This window comes from Collinsella sp. SGI.184, from assembly GCF_050313415.1.
Lineage (GTDB): Bacteria > Actinomycetota > Coriobacteriia > Coriobacteriales > Coriobacteriaceae > Collinsella.
Window position 1 is genome coordinate 30800 of sequence record NZ_JBNPLJ010000018.1, and the last position, 16568, is coordinate 47367.

At 60.1% G+C, this 16568-nt stretch carries 12 protein-coding genes and 5 tRNA genes; 13 read left to right on the forward strand and 4 right to left on the reverse strand.

Annotated features, from left to right (window positions below; all coding sequences use genetic code 11):
* The first annotated feature begins 15 nt into the window (after positions 1-15).
* The 13 genes from ACQRAJ_RS06955 to typA all read left to right on the forward strand — a co-directional run bounded on the left by ACQRAJ_RS06955 (position 16) and on the right by typA (position 13838).
* A complete protein-coding gene (locus ACQRAJ_RS06955; RefSeq protein WP_427748152.1) occupies positions 16-1719 on the forward strand; it encodes a DnaA ATPase domain-containing protein in 1704 nt (567 codons plus the stop codon).
* Between the two features lie 238 nt (positions 1720-1957).
* On the forward strand, positions 1958-3061 hold the full coding sequence (gene dnaN / locus ACQRAJ_RS06960; protein WP_427748154.1) for a DNA polymerase III subunit beta: 1104 nt from the start codon (positions 1958-1960) through the stop codon (positions 3059-3061).
* 9 nt (positions 3062-3070) lie between these two features.
* Positions 3071-4177: a DNA replication/repair protein RecF gene (recF, locus tag ACQRAJ_RS06965; RefSeq protein WP_427748156.1), complete on the forward strand. Its 1107-nt coding sequence runs from the start codon at positions 3071-3073 to the stop codon at positions 4175-4177.
* The gene (locus tag ACQRAJ_RS06970) at positions 4164-4727 is read left to right on the forward strand and encodes a DciA family protein (protein WP_427729032.1); all 564 of its coding nucleotides are present in this window, start codon (positions 4164-4166) and stop codon (positions 4725-4727) included. Before recF ends, ACQRAJ_RS06970 begins: the two co-directional genes overlap by 14 nt.
* A gap of 104 nt (positions 4728-4831) precedes the next feature.
* Complete coding sequence (gene gyrB, locus ACQRAJ_RS06975; RefSeq protein ID WP_427748157.1) at positions 4832-6862, forward strand: DNA topoisomerase (ATP-hydrolyzing) subunit B; 2031 nt, start codon at positions 4832-4834, stop codon at positions 6860-6862.
* 209 nt (positions 6863-7071) lie between these two features.
* Complete coding sequence (gene gyrA / locus ACQRAJ_RS06980) at positions 7072-9759, forward strand: DNA gyrase subunit A (protein ID WP_427748165.1); 2688 nt, start codon at positions 7072-7074, stop codon at positions 9757-9759.
* 298 nt (positions 9760-10057) lie between these two features.
* Positions 10058-10134: transfer RNA gene (locus tag ACQRAJ_RS06985), tRNA-Ile, on the forward strand.
* 67 nt (positions 10135-10201) lie between these two features.
* A tRNA-Ala gene (locus ACQRAJ_RS06990) sits at positions 10202-10277 on the forward strand.
* A 4-nt stretch (positions 10278-10281) separates the two neighbouring features.
* Positions 10282-10358, forward strand: a tRNA-Ile gene (locus tag ACQRAJ_RS06995).
* Between the two features lie 153 nt (positions 10359-10511).
* Entirely contained in the window at positions 10512-11012 is a 501-nt protein-coding gene (locus ACQRAJ_RS07000) for a bifunctional nuclease family protein (RefSeq protein ID WP_427748159.1), read from the forward strand.
* Positions 11013-11402 (forward strand): hypothetical protein, encoded by a 390-nt coding sequence (locus ACQRAJ_RS07005; protein ID WP_427748161.1) that lies wholly within the window; start codon positions 11013-11015, stop codon positions 11400-11402. It begins immediately after the preceding gene.
* Between the two features lie 30 nt (positions 11403-11432).
* Positions 11433-11882, forward strand: coding sequence for a hypothetical protein (locus ACQRAJ_RS07010; protein ID WP_154516767.1), 450 nt, complete (start codon positions 11433-11435; stop codon positions 11880-11882).
* Between the two features lie 117 nt (positions 11883-11999).
* Positions 12000-13838 (forward strand): translational GTPase TypA, encoded by a 1839-nt coding sequence (typA, locus tag ACQRAJ_RS07015; RefSeq protein WP_154516764.1) that lies wholly within the window; start codon positions 12000-12002, stop codon positions 13836-13838.
* Between the two features lie 104 nt (positions 13839-13942).
* On the opposite strand, the gene ACQRAJ_RS07020 is transcribed toward typA, so the two are convergent.
* From ACQRAJ_RS07020 to ACQRAJ_RS07035, 4 genes are all read right to left on the reverse strand, one after another.
* Positions 13943-15088, reverse strand: a complete 1146-nt coding sequence (locus ACQRAJ_RS07020; protein ID WP_427748163.1) for a hypothetical protein — start codon at positions 15086-15088, stop codon at positions 13943-13945.
* A 184-nt stretch (positions 15089-15272) separates the two neighbouring features.
* On the reverse strand, positions 15273-15962 hold the full coding sequence (locus ACQRAJ_RS07025) for a trimeric intracellular cation channel family protein (protein WP_229770653.1): 690 nt from the start codon (positions 15960-15962) through the stop codon (positions 15273-15275).
* Between the two features lie 297 nt (positions 15963-16259).
* Positions 16260-16350 (reverse strand) — tRNA-Ser (locus ACQRAJ_RS07030).
* 48 nt (positions 16351-16398) lie between these two features.
* Positions 16399-16489 (reverse strand) — tRNA-Ser (locus ACQRAJ_RS07035).
* Positions 16490-16568 lie beyond the last annotated feature (79 nt).

The following is a 16568-nucleotide window of genomic DNA, read 5'->3' on the forward strand; positions in this document are numbered from 1 at the left end:
GGAACGGGAGAGACAGTGGACGAGGAAGCAAGCATCATCCTGGAGGATGCCATCGCCTTTTGCCAGCGCGACGGCCAAGATGCACGCCTCATCAACATGTTGGGGCAATCGCGTGCCGTGAGCCTGACCGAGGACACCTTGACCATCGAGGCACCGTCGCGCTTTGCCATTGCGCAGCTCAAAAAGCACCAGCCGACTATCGAGCACTACCTAGAAGAGATTGCCTTTGCGCCGATCGCGCTCAACATCGTGGCCCCGCAGGGTCCCACGACAGGCGCCACAGGGGCGGCACCCGTCACTCCCCCTTTGACGACCGTCGCCCCCGTGGCGGCTCCGGAGACCAATGCGAGCGATGTTTCCCGTGAAACCATGCCCCACGCAACAGCCGTGCCGGTAGCAACCGCGCCCAGCGTTTCACACATGCCCGTCGCGCACGACGCGGCGCCGGGCGAAGAACCGGGCATCGCGATCAAAAACACGCTGTCGGCCGACGATTTCCGCCGCATGATGAATCAGATGAAGGGCGTGGCACCCGCCAAGAGCGCAAAACCAGTCTCGACATCGCCTGTGAGCGTGCCTGCGGCTGCGGCGCCGGGCGAGCAGAACGCCGATGGCGCGCCCCTCGTGGCCAACTCAAAATTCACCTTCGAAAACTTTGTCTACGGCCCCGAAAACAGCCACGCCTATCGTTCGGCGCTTAAATTCGCCGCACTCGCAGACGAACGCGGTACTTGCACATCCCTGTTCATCTATGGCAAATCGGGCTTGGGCAAGACCCACCTGCTGCTCGCCATCAAAAACGAGCTCGCCGAGAAGTCGCCCGAGATCAAAGTGAAATACGCCAACTCACAGGCATACATCGATGATCTGATGACAGAATTCGACCGCCAAAAGAAGAGTAACACCCCCATCATGCAGGCATACCACGGCGTGGACGTGCTCATCATCGATGACATCCAAAACATCATCGGCAAGCGCGCGAGCGTGGATTACTTTTTCCAGCTCATGGACGAGTTTATCCGCAACAACAAGAAGGTCGTGATTGCCGCAGACCGTGCGCCCAAGGACCTGAACATGGACGAGCGCCTGACCAGCCGCTTTAACGCCGGCATGCTCTGCTTGGTAGCAGAGCCCAGCTACGAGATGAAGTACAAGATTCTGCAACGCTATTACGAGAACACGATCGCGGCGGCGCCCGAGGCGGGCGACGACTCGCTGCTGGCGGCCTACGGTGGCGACAGCGGACATCTGACCGACGAGCACTTTAAACATATGGCGGAGGTATCGGGCACCAACATCCGTGAGCTCGAGAGCTTCTGCGAGCGCTGCGCCGGGGAGGCGGGCGACCGCGAGCGCGAGGGTAGCGAGCTGAGCTTCGACGACATCGATGCCATCGCCAGCCAGTACTTCGACACGTCGGCCAAAAAGATCAACGTGCAGACAGTTCAGTCTGTTATCGAGGAGCAGTACGGCGTGACGCATGAGGAGCTCATTGGTCCGCGACGCAATGCCAATATCGCCAAGGCTCGCCATATCGCCATTTACCTAGCGATCGAGATGTGCGAGATGACAACCACCGCCGTGGGTGCGGAGTTTGGCAACCGCAACCACTCGACCGTCAGCACGAGCTACAAAAAAGTCCAGAAGATGATCCAGGAAGACCGGACCGTGACCGAGGACCTCAAATCGCTACGAGACAAAATTACACTGCGCTCGTAGGGAAATAGGCACACCTGTTGAAAACTTGTCGAAACCGCGGGCATAAGGTGTCTAAAACCCAGCCTGCTCCGATGAAAAGTTTTGCGCAGGTTTTGAACGTGGAAAACGACCCCTGTTGCACACAGGGAACTGTCGATTCTCTTTTTGGGTTTGACCTGCATGTTTGGGAGTAATCAACAGTTTCGTCAGTACTATTACTATTATTAAGATATTTATATCTATAGAAAGGTATTAAAAGATGAAGTTCACCGTCAGCCAGAGCTCGCTTACGCAAGCAATCGGCGTCGTCATGAAGGGTGTCGCTTCGGCATCCACCCTCCCCATTCTGTCGGGCGTGCTCATCAAGGCACAAGACGGCATCTTGGAATTCCAGACCTCTAACTACACTATCTCGATTCGTCACCGCATCGCGGCACATGTGGAAGAGGAAGGTGAGATGGTAATCCCCTGCAAGATGCTCTCCAACATCACCAAGACCCTTCCCGATGCCCCAGTTACCTTTGAGCTTTCGGAGCGCCAGGTGCTGATCGGTTGCGAGAAGAGTTCCTTCCGCCTGAATACGCTCGATGCCAACGATTTCCCCGAGTTCCCGGCCTATGCCATCGAGAGCGCCGTTGAGCTCCCGACCGACATTCTGTCCGAGATGGTCAGCCGCGTGTGGCGCGTCACCTCGACCGACAAGGCCCGCCCCATCCTGGGCGGTGTGCATATGAGGGTCGAAAACAACACCGTGCGCCTGGTGGCGACCGACTCCTTCCGTCTGGCCGTGTGCGATACGCAGGTGGAGACCTCGACGCTCGAGGGCTCCTTTGAGCTCAACGTGCCGGCCGATGCCTTCAACGACGCCCTGAGCATCATGGCGAGCCAGGCGACCATTATGATCGGTGCCACCGACACCCAGGTTGTCTTTGAAGCCGGCAACACCACCTACGTGTCGCGCCGCATAGAGGGTGTGTATCCCAACTACAAGCAGCTCATCCCCGATTCGTGCGTAACGAGCGTCAAGATCGACGTGGCGGCTTTTAATGCCGCCCTCAAGCGCGTGGCGGTCATCGCGAGCGCAAACCCCGCCGTCAAGTTTGAGATCGATGTCGAGAACGGCCAGATGGGCCTGTCCTCCATCTCCAATGACCAGGATCTGGCGCAGGAGACGATCGATGTCGAGGCCGAGGGCGAGTCGGGCACCATTGCCTTTAACTACCACTACATCTTTGGCTGTCTCAACGCCCTGTCCAAGGAGAAGGAGATCACGCTGGAGCTCAAGAGCTACTCGCAGGCCGGCATCTTTAAGTCCTACGACAAGATCAACTATCTGTACCTGGTCATGCCGGTGCGCATCTAGCGGCGCCCTATGGCCATGTTCGCCCGCGATCTTTCCGTCGCGCGCTACCGCAGCTTCGATAGCTATCGCCTGGAACTGAGCGATGGCGTGACGGTGCTCGCGGGGCCCAACGCGGCGGGAAAGACCAACCTCATAGAGGCGCTGCAGCTGCTAACGAGCGGCGCCTCGTTTAGGCATTCCACTGCCGCCGAGCTTGTGCACGACGGCACGGGTTTGTGCAGGGCCGAGCTTAGGCTCGAGGGCGATGGCCGCGTGCTGGACATGGGCCTATGCGTGGAGGACGGTAAGCGTTCGTTTAGCCGCAACGGCAAGCGATGTGCCGCCTCTGGCGTGCGCGGCGTGCTGCCGAGTGTTTTGTTCTGCCCCGATCATCTGGATATGGTTAAGCGTGGTGCCAGCGTGCGTCGCGCCGCGCTCGACGACTTTGGCGTGCAGCTGAGCGCCCGCTATGCCGATCTGGCAAGCGCCTACGGCCGCTGCGTGACGCAGCGCAACGCCCTGCTCAAAGAGACATGGTGCTGCCGTGAGATGCTCGGTGCGTGGAATGAGTCGATTGCCCGCGCCGGATCGGCCCTGCTGGTGCACCGCTTGGCCCTGCTCGATCGCTTGGACGCCCACGTGCGCAATGCCTACGGGCTGGTTGCGTCCGGGGAGGAGGCCGATGTGGCCTATGCGTCCACGTTGGGGGAGCTGCCCCAGACCGATGACCGCGAGGAGCTGAGGGGCTGGGCATACGAGCGCATGCTCGCGGCGCTCGACGAGCGCGCCGACGAGGAAATCCGCCGCGGCGTGACACTCGTGGGTCCGCACCGCGACGAGATTGAGTTTTCGGTCGCCGGCCGCTCGGCTCGCTCGTTTGCCAGTCAGGGTCAGCAACGTACGTTGGTTCTGGCTTGGAAGGTGGCCGAGGTGGCCGTAGCCCGCGATATTCTGGGTACCGCCCCGCTGCTGCTTTTGGATGACGTGATGAGCGAGCTCGACGGCGATCGCCGCGCCGCTTTTTTGCAGCTGATCGGCGACGACATCCAGACAGTCATAACCACCACCAATTTGGGATACTTTACCGATGAGTTGCTTGATCGAGCCAAGGTGGTGAGCATGGGTGAGGCATGCTAATTACGAGCGTGAGAACGGCACGGCTGCCTTCAGTGACTTTTTGGGTGCCGAGCGCCAGCGCATCTTGGCGTCGGCTACGCCCGAGCGTCGTGCGCAAATGGAGGCCGCCGAGGAATCGCGTGCGGTCTACCGTGCTTGGAACGCGGTGTGCTCGGGCACGCGCGAGGGCCGGCACGTGACGGGGCTGCGTTATCTTCCCGAGTCCAACGAGCTGCTGGTGTATCTCGATTCGCCCTCGTGGACACAGGAGATGACACTTTTGCGCGAGATAATCCGCGCACGCATGGAGCGTGCCGGCGCGCATGTGGATGGCCTGGTATTTAAGACGACCCGCCCCGGCCACACGCCGCCCGCGGCAAAAGAGCGCCTGCGCCCCGTCGCGCCCGAGCGCCCGCCCGCGCCGCATGCCGACCTGAATGAAGCCGAGCGTGCCGAGATCGAGCGCCAGGTGTCGCCCATCGAAGACCAAAAACTGCGTGAGGCCCTCCAGAACGCCATGAGGGCCAGTGCCGAGTGGGCCAAGGGCGTGCAAAGCAAAAAAGAGTCTTAAATCGCATCTGGTGGCCTTGTATAGGCAAATACCCTCGTCCCCGAGGGTATTTTTTACGATAAAATAGTAAGGCTATACAGATTTTCTTAACCGAAGGAGGACGTGTGGCAAACGAAAACGATTACGATGGCGGCGAAATTAAGATCCTCGAGGGTCTCGAAGCCGTCCGTAAGCGCCCGGGCATGTATATCGGCTCGACGAGCGCCAGCGGTCTGCACCACCTGGTGTGGGAGATCGTTGACAACTCCGTCGACGAGGCCATGGCCGGTTTCTGCACCGAGATTCAGGTGACGGTCCACGCCGACAACTCCATTACGGTCGTCGATAACGGGCGCGGCATCCCCGTCGACGAGCACCCTGTCAAAAAGATTCCGACGCTCGAGGTCGTCATGACGATCCTTCACGCCGGCGGTAAGTTCGATAACTCGGCCTATAAGGTTTCCGGCGGTCTGCACGGCGTGGGCATCTCCGTTGTCAACGCCCTGTCCAAGCGCGTGGTCGTGCAGGTGCGCCGCGACGGCAATATCTACGAGATGGAATTCTCGCGCGGCAAGACCGTCAAGAAGATGGAGGTCGTGGGCACCTCGGATTCGACGGGCACCACCGTCTCCTTCTGGCCCGACGACGAGATCTTCGAGACCTGCGTCTACGATTTCGATACACTGCACAATCGTCTGCAAGAGACGGCGTTTCTCAACAAGAACCTCAAGATCGTGCTGACTGACGAGCGCGAGGCGGCTCCCCGCGTGGAGGAGTTTTGCTACGAGGGCGGCATCATCGACTTCGTCAAGTTCCTCAACGACGGCAAGGACGTCCCCGAGGCCTTTAAGGAGCCCATCTACATTGAGGGCAAATCGGACCCGGATGCGCCCGTGGCCAAGATGGGCGAGGTCGAGGTGTCCCTGCAGTGGAACGCCGGTTATGGCGAGAACGTCATGTCGTTTGCCAACGACATCTACACCCCCGAGGGCGGCATGCACCTCGAGGGCTTCCGCACCGCCCTCACCCGCGTGATTAACGATTACGCCCGCAAGCAGAACCTGCTTAAGGAGAAAGAGGCCAACCTGAGCGGTGACGACGTGCGCGAGGGTCTCTCGGCCGTCATCTCGGTCAAGCTGCCCGATCCGCAGTTTGAGGGCCAGACCAAGGCCAAGCTCGGTAGTTCCTACATGCGCACGCTTACGCTCAAGATCGTGACCGACGGTCTTGCCGACTACCTTGAGGAGCACCCCAAGCCCGCCCGCGAGATCGTCAAGAAGGCGCAGCAGGCCTGCAAGGCCCGCAACGCCGCCCGCAAGGCGCGCGAGGCGACCCGTCGCAAGAGCCTGCTCGAGACGGCGTCGCTGCCCGGCAAACTCGCCGACTGCTCGGTGCGCGATGCCGAGCTGACCGAGCTCTTCATCGTAGAGGGCGACTCGGCAGGCGGTTCGGCCAAGGACGGCCGTCGCCGAGACATCCAGGCGATTCTGCCCCTGCGCGGCAAGATTCTGAACGTCGAGCGCGTGGGCGACCATCGTGCGTTCTCGAGCGACACCATCCAGTCGCTGATCACCGCGATCGGTTGCGGCGTCACGACGAGCGCCGGCGACGGCGGCGACTTCGATATCACCAAGGCGCGCTACCACAAGATCATCATCATGACCGATGCAGATGTCGACGGTGCGCATATCCGCATCCTGCTGCTGACGTTCTTCTACAAGTACATGCGTCCGCTGATCGATGCCGGCTATGTCTATGTTGCCTGCCCGCCCATCTTTGGCATTAAGGTGCGCAACAAGATCCACTACGTGTATCCCAACGGCCGACAGCCCGAAGACGAGATTCTGCGCGACACCATTCAGAGCCTGGGCCTGAACCCCGACGACAACGACGAGGACGGCAAGGCCAAGGATGGCAAGATCACCAAGAAGCGCAAGGGCTATACCGTCCAGCGCTACAAGGGCCTGGGTGAGATGGACCCCAAGCAGCTTGCCTCGACGACGATGGACCCCAAGACCCGCATTTTGCAGCGCGTGACGATCGAGGATGCCGTGGTGGCGGACCGTGCCGTACGCGAGCTCATGGGTTCCGAGGTGGGCTATCGCCGCGAGTACATTGAAAAACACGCGCATGATGCACGCTTCTTAGATGCCTAACCTGTTCGGCTTTCCCAGCCACCGCACCTTCGCCCTCAATCGTCGGTCGCGTACCCAAGTACGCTTCCCTCCTCTTTCGGGCGAATCTGCGGCACCTGGAAAAGCCGTCTCCGTGGTAGGGAACTAATGGACCACGCAAACCATGAGGAGGTAACGTGGCAGACGATATCAACAACAACGAGGGTGTGGACGAGGCCGGCGACGCCGGTATGCCCGATGATCTGAAGCGCCTGCTCGCCCGCGCCGAGCAGGGCGAGGACGGCGATCCGGATTCCTACAACCCCGATGTCGAGGATGAAGAGGAAGAGGATGACGACGCCGAGCTCGAGGAGAGCTTTGGCGCGGTCGATCGCGGTGCCTCGGCCGGCGAGGACATCAACGGCGGCCAGCTCCAGATTTCGGAGTTTGGCCGCGAGATGAAGCAGTCGTTTATCGAGTACTCGATGTCGGTCATTACGGCACGCGCCCTGCCGGACGTGCGCGACGGCTTAAAGCCGGTGCACCGCCGCATCCTGTACGCCATGAACGAGAGCGGCATCTACCCCAACCGCCCGCACAAGAAGTCGGCCTGGACGGTCGGCGAAGTTATCGGTAAGTACCACCCCCACGGCGACTCCGCGGTCTATGAGACCATGGTTCGTCTGGCGCAGTGGTTCTCCATGCGCACGCCGCTTATCGACGGCCACGGCAACTTTGGCAACATCGACGGCGACGGTGCCGCAGCTATGCGTTACACCGAGAGCCGTCTGGCAAAGCCCGCCATGGAGCTGCTCCGCGACCTGCAGAAGGATACCGTCGACTGGCAGCCCAACTACGACGAGTCGCTCGCCGAGCCCGTGGTACTGCCCGCACGCTTCCCCAACCTGCTGGTTAACGGCAGCCAAGGCATCGCTGTAGGCATGGCCACCAATATCGCCCCGCATAACCTCACCGAGGCGATCGAGGCCACCTGCTACCTGATCGATAACCCCGACGCCACCGTCGACGAGCTCATGCAGATTATGCCCGGCCCGGACTTTCCCACCGGTGCCATCATCATGGGTAGCGCCGGCATTAGGCAGAGCTACGAGACCGGCCGCGGTTCCATCACCGTGCGTGCCAAGGCCCATGTGGAGTCCACCAAGACCGGCCGCAGCCGCCTGGTCTTTACCGAGATTCCCTACATGGTCAACAAGGGCACCCTGCAGGAGAAAATCGCCCAGCTCGTAAACGACAAGCGCATCGAGGGCATCTCGGATATGCGCGACGAGTCCAACCAAAAGGGCATCCGTCTGGTCATTGAGCTCAAGAAGGGCGTTATCCCGCAGGTCGTACTTAACAACCTGTATAAGTACACCTCGCTGCAGACCACCTTTGGTGCCAACAATCTGGCGCTCGTCAATGGCGTTCCTAAATGCCTGAGCCTGCGCGAGATGCTGCAACACTACATCGACCACCAGGTCGACGTAGTCACCCGCCGCACCCACTTTGACCTTAAAAAGGCCCAGGCCCGTGCACATATCCTTGAGGGCTACCTTATGGCCCTCGACCATATCGACGAGGTCATTAGCATCATCCGCTCCTCGCAGACCGATGCCGAGGCCAGCAGCCGCCTGATTGAGCGTTTTGGCTTTACGCCCGAGCAGACCACGGCCATCCTCGAGATGAAGCTGCGTCGCCTGACCGGCCTGGAGCGCGACAAGATCCAGGAAGAGCTGGACGGCCTGCGCCGTGCTATCGCCTACTACGAGGACCTGCTGACGCACGAGGAGAAGATTCTGGGCGTCATCAAGGAAGAGATGCGCGAGATCTCCAAGAAGTTTGGCGACAAGCGCCGTACCGAGATCAGCCAGGTCGAGAAGGATCTGGACGTCGAGGACCTCATCGCCGACGAGGACATGGTCGTGACCATCACCCACACCGGCTATGTGAAGCGTATCCCGGTGGCCGCTTACCGCGCCCAGAAGCGCGGCGGCAAGGGCGTGTCGGGCGTCAACCTTAAAGAGGACGACGTTATCGACGAGATGTTTATCGCGTCCACCCACGAGTATGTGCTGTTCTTCTCGAGCAAGGGCAAGGTCTACCGTCTGAAGGTGCACGAGCTGCCGGTTGGTACGCGCCAGGCGCGCGGCACCGCAATCGTCAACCTGCTTCCCTTTGAGGAGGGCGAGAAGATCGCGAGCGTCATTAGCTGTCGTGAGTTCCCCGCCGATGAGTACCTGATGTTTGCCACCAAGAACGGCATGGTCAAGAAGACCGTGATGAGCGCCTATGATCGCAGCCGCCGCGATGGCCTCATCGCCATCAACCTGAGGGACGACGACGCGCTGCTCGCCGTGCGCCGCGTGCGCGAGGGCGACAAGGTCATCATGGCCACCACTGCGGGCAAGGCGATCATGTTCCCCGAGGACCAGGTTCGCGCTACCGGCCGCGACACCAGCGGTGTCCGCGGCATTGGCATGAAGGACGGCGTGAGTGTCCTGGGCATGGAGGTCACCAACGGCGAGGGCGACCTGTTTGTCATTACCGAGTGCGGCTACGGCAAACGCACGCCGGTCTCGGATTATCCGGAGCAAAACCGCGGCGGCCAGGGTGTCTACACCATCCAAATGACCGAGCGCAAGGGCAACCTTGCGGCCATGAAGGCGGTCGGCCCGCAGCATGAGCTGTTCATCGTGACGGAGGGCGCGACGGTCATTCGCGTCAAGACCGACGAGATCAGCCAGACCGGTCGAACTACGCAGGGTGTCAAGATGATGACCGTAAGCGATGACGACCGCGTGTGCGCCGTTGCCCGCATGACGGCCGCCGAAGAGAAGCCCGAGGGCGAGAGTGCCGAGACCGCAGACGTCACCGAAGAGGCCCCAGTCGACCTAGGCGACGGCAACGACATACCAGAGGATCTCCTAGACGAGTAAGAGGCCCTAGCTGGTAAAAATCATCAGACCCCATATATCGGCGGTCGGCGCACCTGCGCGCCGACCGCTTTTTTGAAAACCTTGGGACCCCATGGTCGCTGGGCTGGCGAGATAGTGTTGGTTTGTCGCGAGTTCCGCACGCAAAGAAGGCCACTTAATGTGGCCTTCGTCTTGCGCAGGACTGCCCGAGCAGCAAACCAACACTATCTCGCCAGCCCAGCGACCACCCCTCCCAAAGATTTTCAAAAAAGTTGTTGACGCGCGCGTAACGACTCGTCTAATATATCCCTTGCGCGATGGACCTGTAGCTCAGTTGGTTAGAGCGTCCGGCTGATAACCGGGAGGTCACAAGTTCGAATCTTGTCAGGTCCACCACTTTCTTTCGCAATAAACACCCCAGCGAGAGCCGAGTCGCCGCTGGGGTGTTTATTACTGTCTCCGTGGGGGTTTAGCTCAGCTGGGAGAGCGCGGGCTTTGCAAGCCTGAGGTCAGGGGTTCGATCCCCCTAACCTCCACCATGATGGACCTGTAGCTCAGTTGGTTAGAGCGTCCGGCTGATAACCGGGAGGTCACAAGTTCGAATCTTGTCAGGTCCACCATCTAAAATGTAAAGAGCCCCGAGCTATTGCCTCGGGGCTCTTTTCTTATCTATCCAATAAGTTTTTGTGTGCGGTGCGAAAGTTTGGGTAGTATAGCTATTCAATGCGGCGGAGCTGCCGCGCATGCCAATCACAACGTACCGGAGGTGTTCCATGGTTCGTGTCGACATAGAGACCATCGTCATGGCCGCCGGTCCCGTGCCATCGCTGATCGTCTTGCGCGAGCGTTGCCGTAAGTCGGATTCGTCCGCGCCGCTGCGCTCTCTTTCCATCCAGACCGGTTCCTACGAGGCAGCGGCCATCAGCCGCGGTATCGATACCGGCCGCACCGATCGCCCCATCACCCACGATCTTTTGCTCGATACCATCGAAGTGGTGGGAGCGAAGATCGAGCGTATCGAGATCGTGCGCGCCGAGCCGCCGGTGTTCTACGCGACGGTCGTCGTGCACACCGATAGGGGCGAGCGTATGCTTGACGCACGACCGAGCGACGCTATCGCCCTTGCCGTGCGCAGCAATGCCCCCATGTTTGTGGAGGACGACATCATGAATCGCTTGGGCACCGTCTCTCCGCTTGCCGACGAGGTTGACGACGAGAGTGAGTTCGAGAAGTTTGACGAGTTTGTCCACACGCTCTCGCCCGATGATTTCTAAATGTCGGTTGAGCACGATGCACGGCGAGCGCTGATGGGTACCAGTGTGTCGACCGAAGCAGCCGCTATCGCGCGTGAGGCCCATATACGCGCCGAGGCATTTGAGGCCGCGCGCATTGCGTATGTGACGCAGGCTCGCACCCTTCGCGAGCGCCGTGACTCCTATATCAAGATGGTTGTTGTCTCCGCGCTTGCCGCGGTAATCTTGTCGCGGCTTCGTGGTACAGTTGGTGCGCTTGGGTTTTCGATTTCGGCGGGCCTGGTGATCTGGGGCGTGGTCGATGCGGTAATGCTGACCAGCCAGATCAAGGTGCTCGACAAGCGCGCGGCGGATATGGTTCGCGCCCGTGACGCTGCCGCCAGAATCGCGGCCGAGGCACAGGAGTTATAACGACGCCGAATGCGATGGGAAGGTCAAAAGATGGCACAGGATATGCAGGACGCCGGTAACGTCTCCGCCGAGCTCGACGCCATGGTGTGCGATCTGATCGGTGCGTTTTTGGACGACCTTGCCGCCGGTGAAAACCCGGGCGTTGTCGTGGCGATCGAGGATGCCGCCTCCAACCGCTATCTTGCGGCTCTCGACGAGGACGGTGAGGAGGCATGCCTGGAGGCTGCCACCAACTTTATCTCCGAGCACAAGATGGGTCTCAAGGACGAAGGCCTGGGCCGCATCGCCCGCTATGCCATCGGCTACACCGGTTGTGTGGAGATCGAGGGCGGATATCACGACGCTTTGCTCGTTAGCTTCTTCGAGACCACGCTCGAGAGCGGTTTTTCGGCATATGTGCTGTACGAGGGCATGGGCGCCGGCGATGGTTTTATGTGGAGCGACCCTGAACCTGCAGGTGAGGAAACCCCTCTCATCTAGAATCGCTAAAATAAACGAGTTTTCGGTAAAAGGCTCAATATTCCCGCCGAGCGTTGTGTTGCTGGACGGGTCACATACGCGTGCCGTTTGTATATAGATAGAAGATAGGGGAACTACATGCGCGTAGACAATCTGAGGAACATCGCCATTATCGCCCACGTCGACCACGGTAAGACGACGATGGTTGACAAGCTCCTGCGTGCCACGGACGCCTTCCGTGCCAACCAGCAGGTCGAGGATCGCGTCCTGGACTCCAACGACCAGGAGCGCGAGCGCGGCATCACGATTCTCGCCAAGAACATCTCTATCGAGTACAAGGACGTTAAGATCAACGTCATCGACACCCCGGGCCACGCCGACTTTGGCGGTGAGGTCGAGCGCGTGCTGCGCATGGCCGACGGTGCCCTGTTGCTGGTCGACGCCTTTGAGGGCCCCATGCCCCAGACCCGCTTCGTCCTACGTCACGCCATCGACACCGGCCTTAAGATCATGATCGTCATCAACAAGATCGACCGTCCGGGCGCCAACCCCGAGAAGGCCTACAACGACTGTCTGGACCTTATGGCCGACCTGGGCGCCACCGACGACCAGCTCGAGTTTGCCATGGAGCACGTGGTCTATGCCAGCGCCATGAATGGCTTTGCCCGCCTTGACCCCAACGACGGCAACATGGACATGTACCCGCTGCTCGACATGATCATCGACGACATGCCCGCGCCCGAGGTTGACGAGACCGCGCCGCTCGCTATGCAGTGCGTGACCATCGACCACTCCAACTTTGTCGGCCGCATCGGCATTGGCCGCGTGTACTCCGGCACCATTCGCCAGGGCGATCAGATCCTGGTCGTCAAGAACGACGGTTCCAGCGCCACCGCTACCGTCAAGCAGCTCTTTACCTTCGACTACCTGGGCCGCACCGAGTGCCAGGAAGTCGGCGCCGGCGACATTGCCGCCGTCGTGGGTATCGAGCGCACCGACATCGGCGATGTCTACACCGATCCCGAGAACCCCGTCGAGCTCGAGCCTATCGAGATCGATCCGCCGACCCTGTCCATCGTCTTTGAGGCCTCGACCTCTCCGCTCGTCGGCCGCGATGGCGACATTGTGGGCGCCCGTCAGCTCAAGGAGCGCCTGTTCAATGAGGCCGAGAACAATGTGACCATGAAGATCGAGGAGCTCGAGGACAAGAGCGGCGTCGAGGTCTCGGGCCGCGGCATTCTGCACCTGTCCGTCCTGATGGAGTCCATGCGTCGCGAGGGCTTTGAGTTCCAGGTCGGCCGTCCCCGCGTTCTGTTTAAGAAGGATGAGAACGGCAACAAGATGGAGCCCGTCGAGCAGGCTGTCGTCGAGTGCCCGGACGAGTACTCGGGCAAGGTCGTCGAGGTCTTTGGCACCTCTGGCGGCATTATGACCAGCATGGACACATCGGGTATCGTGACGCACCTTGAGTTTAAGATCCCGACCCGCGGCATCATGGGCCTTAAGAACCGCATCATGAACGTCACTCACGGCGAGGGCGTGTTCTATCACACCTTCCTGGAGTACGGTCCTTACGCCGGCGAGATCGGCAACCGTCAGAACGGCGCCATGATCTCCATGACCACCGAGAAGGCCGTTGCCTACGCTCTGGGCACGCTGCAGGAGCGCGGCCAGCTGTTTGTTGAGCCGGGTGTCGAGTGCTACGAGGGCATGATCGTGGGCGAGCGCAGCAAGGCCGGCGACATGGTCGTCAACATCGCCCGTACCAAGAACCTGGGCAACCAGCGTTCCTCGACCTCCGATATCTCCGTGCAGCTGGTGCCGCCTCGCACCTTCTCGCTGGAGGAGGCGCTGGAGTACATCGCCGATGACGAACTGGTGGAGATCACCCCCAAGAACATCCGTCTGCGCAAGCGTCTGCTCAACGCCACCGATCGCAAGAAGGCTGCCGTTCGCGCCGGTCAGGTCAACAAATAAGCGCTGAACTCTGTAGCATTCACAAGAAAGGGCGTCGACCATCGCGGCCGGCGCCCTTTTTGTACCACCACAAAGAGAAAGGACACCTTTGCGGTGGTTGGCGGTTAGGCGGAGGGAAGGCCCGGGGTGTTGGGGGCCTGTTGCGGCTTGACGTGGGCGTTGCGCCAGATGATCTGAATGAGATAGCCCAGCATAAAGACGAAGGCTACGCCGCTGATAAAGTTGCCCATAAGGGGAAGTGCCGTAAGGGCGCCGGCGATGGCGCCGCCCACAGCGGCCATGGCGTAGCGGTTCTGGCTGTGCCCGACCATGCGTGCGATCGCGGTGCCCGCAAAGGCCGCCGAGACCAGGGCGATGCCGATGACGCCGCACATCAGGGCTCCGGCGAGCGACAGGCCGGCAATCGAGATGATGAGCAGCAAGATGGCGGGAACGGCGGCTACCGTGCCCAAAAGACCGCTCACCCACAGCGGGGCGGGGTGCTGGTGAAGCATGCCGGCCGCGCTGGCTGTTGCACGCGGAAAGACGAGCTCAAGGAGAATCGCGACAAAGCAGGTGGAAAGAGCTGCGGCAACGATGCCGCCGATGACGTCGTTGATGGTGGAGGTATCCTCGTTCTCGGTGCGGTCGATCTTGAGGGCTCCCACTTTGGCGCCGTCGGCGCGTTCGGGATCCTGTGAGACATGAGCGTTTACGGTGCCGGTGATGTTGGCGTTTTTGCCGAGCACCAGCTTGTCGGCCCAGACCTCAACATCGCCATCGACAGTGCCGTCGATGGTTACCGTACTGCCCGCGAGCACTGCCGACTTGGCGGAGCCGCGCAGGGCAACCGTCTCACCTGCGGCATAGAAGCAATTGGCGGTACTGCCGGAGTTAAGTACGACGTGCTGAGCGGCAACTGTCACGCTTCCATCAATGGTGGTCTTGGCGATATCGATGGTGCGCGCTGCCAGGCGAACGGCGCCGCCTACGGTGCAGTCGCGAATCGACAGGCTTTCGCCGGCGGCGATGATATCGCGGTCGATGGATGCGTCGTCCAGGCTAAGGCTTTGACCGGCCCAGTACAGATCGCCCCCGACGCCGGATGGACTGGAATCCCCGTCGGACACGAAAACATTGCCCGCGGTGTCGGTGCCGGCGAATGCCATGGAAGGCAGCGCGGTAAACGCCAGCGCGATAAGCGCGAAGGCCATAATGAGGTGTTCGCGCATGTTGTGATGTTGCGCCGCCGCGGGTTGGTTGTGAGGCATGGTGAATCCTTTGCTTGGTGATTTGCATACGCCCAATATGGTACCCATTGCGCCTTCGCTCTAAAAGAAACTCGCGGTTGCAGTATTCTGCATGGGCAATTGCCTACGTAAGGCGTCGCGGGATATCGGGCCTGCGGCCGGTTGTAGATAGGCTGTCACCTTGCGATGGGCCGGGCCGTGCAATCTATTTTTTACGATGTAGGAAACGCGCGATATCGTCCTCGGTGGGGCTTTTGATGTCAAAGCGCAGCGAGAGCCAGCGCAGGCCCATGGTCACTGCGACGCAAACGACCAGCGCGACGACATTGCTGACCAAGCCGCTCATGACAAGGCAAACATAGCTTGCCGATCCAGCGATAGCCGCGATGGCATAGAAGTTGGTGCGCTGGAAAATACCCGGCACCACGCCCATAAAACCATCGCGCAGCATGCCGCCGCCTACCGCGGTAAAAAAGCCCATCATGATGCACACGACCGGTGCAAATCCGTACACGAGCGCCTTATCTGCGCCGGTTGCCGCATAAATACCCACCGAGATGATGTCGAGCAGGGGGATGAGCTTGTCGGGCTTGTCGACGATGGCAGGGAAGATGTAGATGATGGCCGCCGTGGCGATGGACAGCGGAAGCGCCATGGGCTGGTTAAGGATGTAGACGTTGCCCACCTGGAGCGTCATATCGCGCAAAAGACCGCCGCCCAGACCGCAGACCACGGCGAGCGCGACGGCGCCCACCAGATCGAGTTTGTGCTCGCGCGCAACCAGTACACCCGAAATCGATGCCGCGACGACAGCGAACATCTCGAGCCAAAACGGGATGGCAACCATGGCATCCGAGGCGTGTGCGGTAACGATTACAGTGGCGATGACGGGCAAGGTGGGTTCCTTTGGGTAGTTGGATTGGAAAATGCCCGTACATAGTACATGGTTGTGGGAGGTCGTGACCCCATTGCTCGGTAAACGGTCGGAACTGGGCGCGGTCACAGGTTCCAAACATGTACATCAGCATCCAAAAACGACATTTTTTGACATCTTTGGAGGGTGATGTACATGTTTGGAGATCTGGGTTGGTGTTGAACGCCCTGGCGGGTTCGAACCCCCTCCTCCGCCGCCGTATTTGTCTGTAAGGGAATCAAAAAAAGCTCCCTTTGTTGGGAGCTTTCTCAACCAAAATGGCGGAGGAGGAGGGATTCGAACCCTCGTGACCTTATACAGGCCAAACGGTTTTCGAGACCGCCGCATTCAACCACTCTGCCACCCCTCCGCGTGGGGTAAAAACAAAGCAGGCACAAAGGCCTGCTTTGGAATTAACTGGCGGAGAGTCAGGGATTTGAACCCTGGAGACGCTTTTGACGCCTACACGATTTCCAATCGTGCTCCTTCGGCCACTCGGACAACTCTCCGTTAAATGCGAAAGTCAGTATACACGAGGAATCGCAAAGTGCAAACCAAAAACTTGGCATTTTTTAAATTGCATCGCTC

Bases quoted from the DNA above. Each gene is read 5' to 3' on its own strand.
- ACQRAJ_RS07005 (WP_427748161.1), top strand. From the start codon at position 11,013: ATGTCGGTTGAGCACGATGCACGGCGAGCGCTGATGGGTACCAGTGTG.
- dnaN (WP_427748154.1), top strand. From the start codon at position 1,958: ATGAAGTTCACCGTCAGCCAGAGCTCGCTTACGCAAGCAATCGGCGTC.
- ACQRAJ_RS07000 (WP_427748159.1), top strand. From the start codon at position 10,512: ATGGTTCGTGTCGACATAGAGACCATCGTCATGGCCGCCGGTCCCGTG.
- typA (WP_154516764.1), top strand. From the start codon at position 12,000: ATGCGCGTAGACAATCTGAGGAACATCGCCATTATCGCCCACGTCGAC.
- recF (WP_427748156.1), top strand. From the start codon at position 3,071: ATGGCCATGTTCGCCCGCGATCTTTCCGTCGCGCGCTACCGCAGCTTC.
- ACQRAJ_RS07020 (WP_427748163.1), bottom strand. From the start codon at position 15,088: ATGCCTCACAACCAACCCGCGGCGGCGCAACATCACAACATGCGCGAA.
- gyrA (WP_427748165.1), top strand. From the start codon at position 7,072: ATGCCCGATGATCTGAAGCGCCTGCTCGCCCGCGCCGAGCAGGGCGAG.
- ACQRAJ_RS07010 (WP_154516767.1), top strand. From the start codon at position 11,433: ATGGCACAGGATATGCAGGACGCCGGTAACGTCTCCGCCGAGCTCGAC.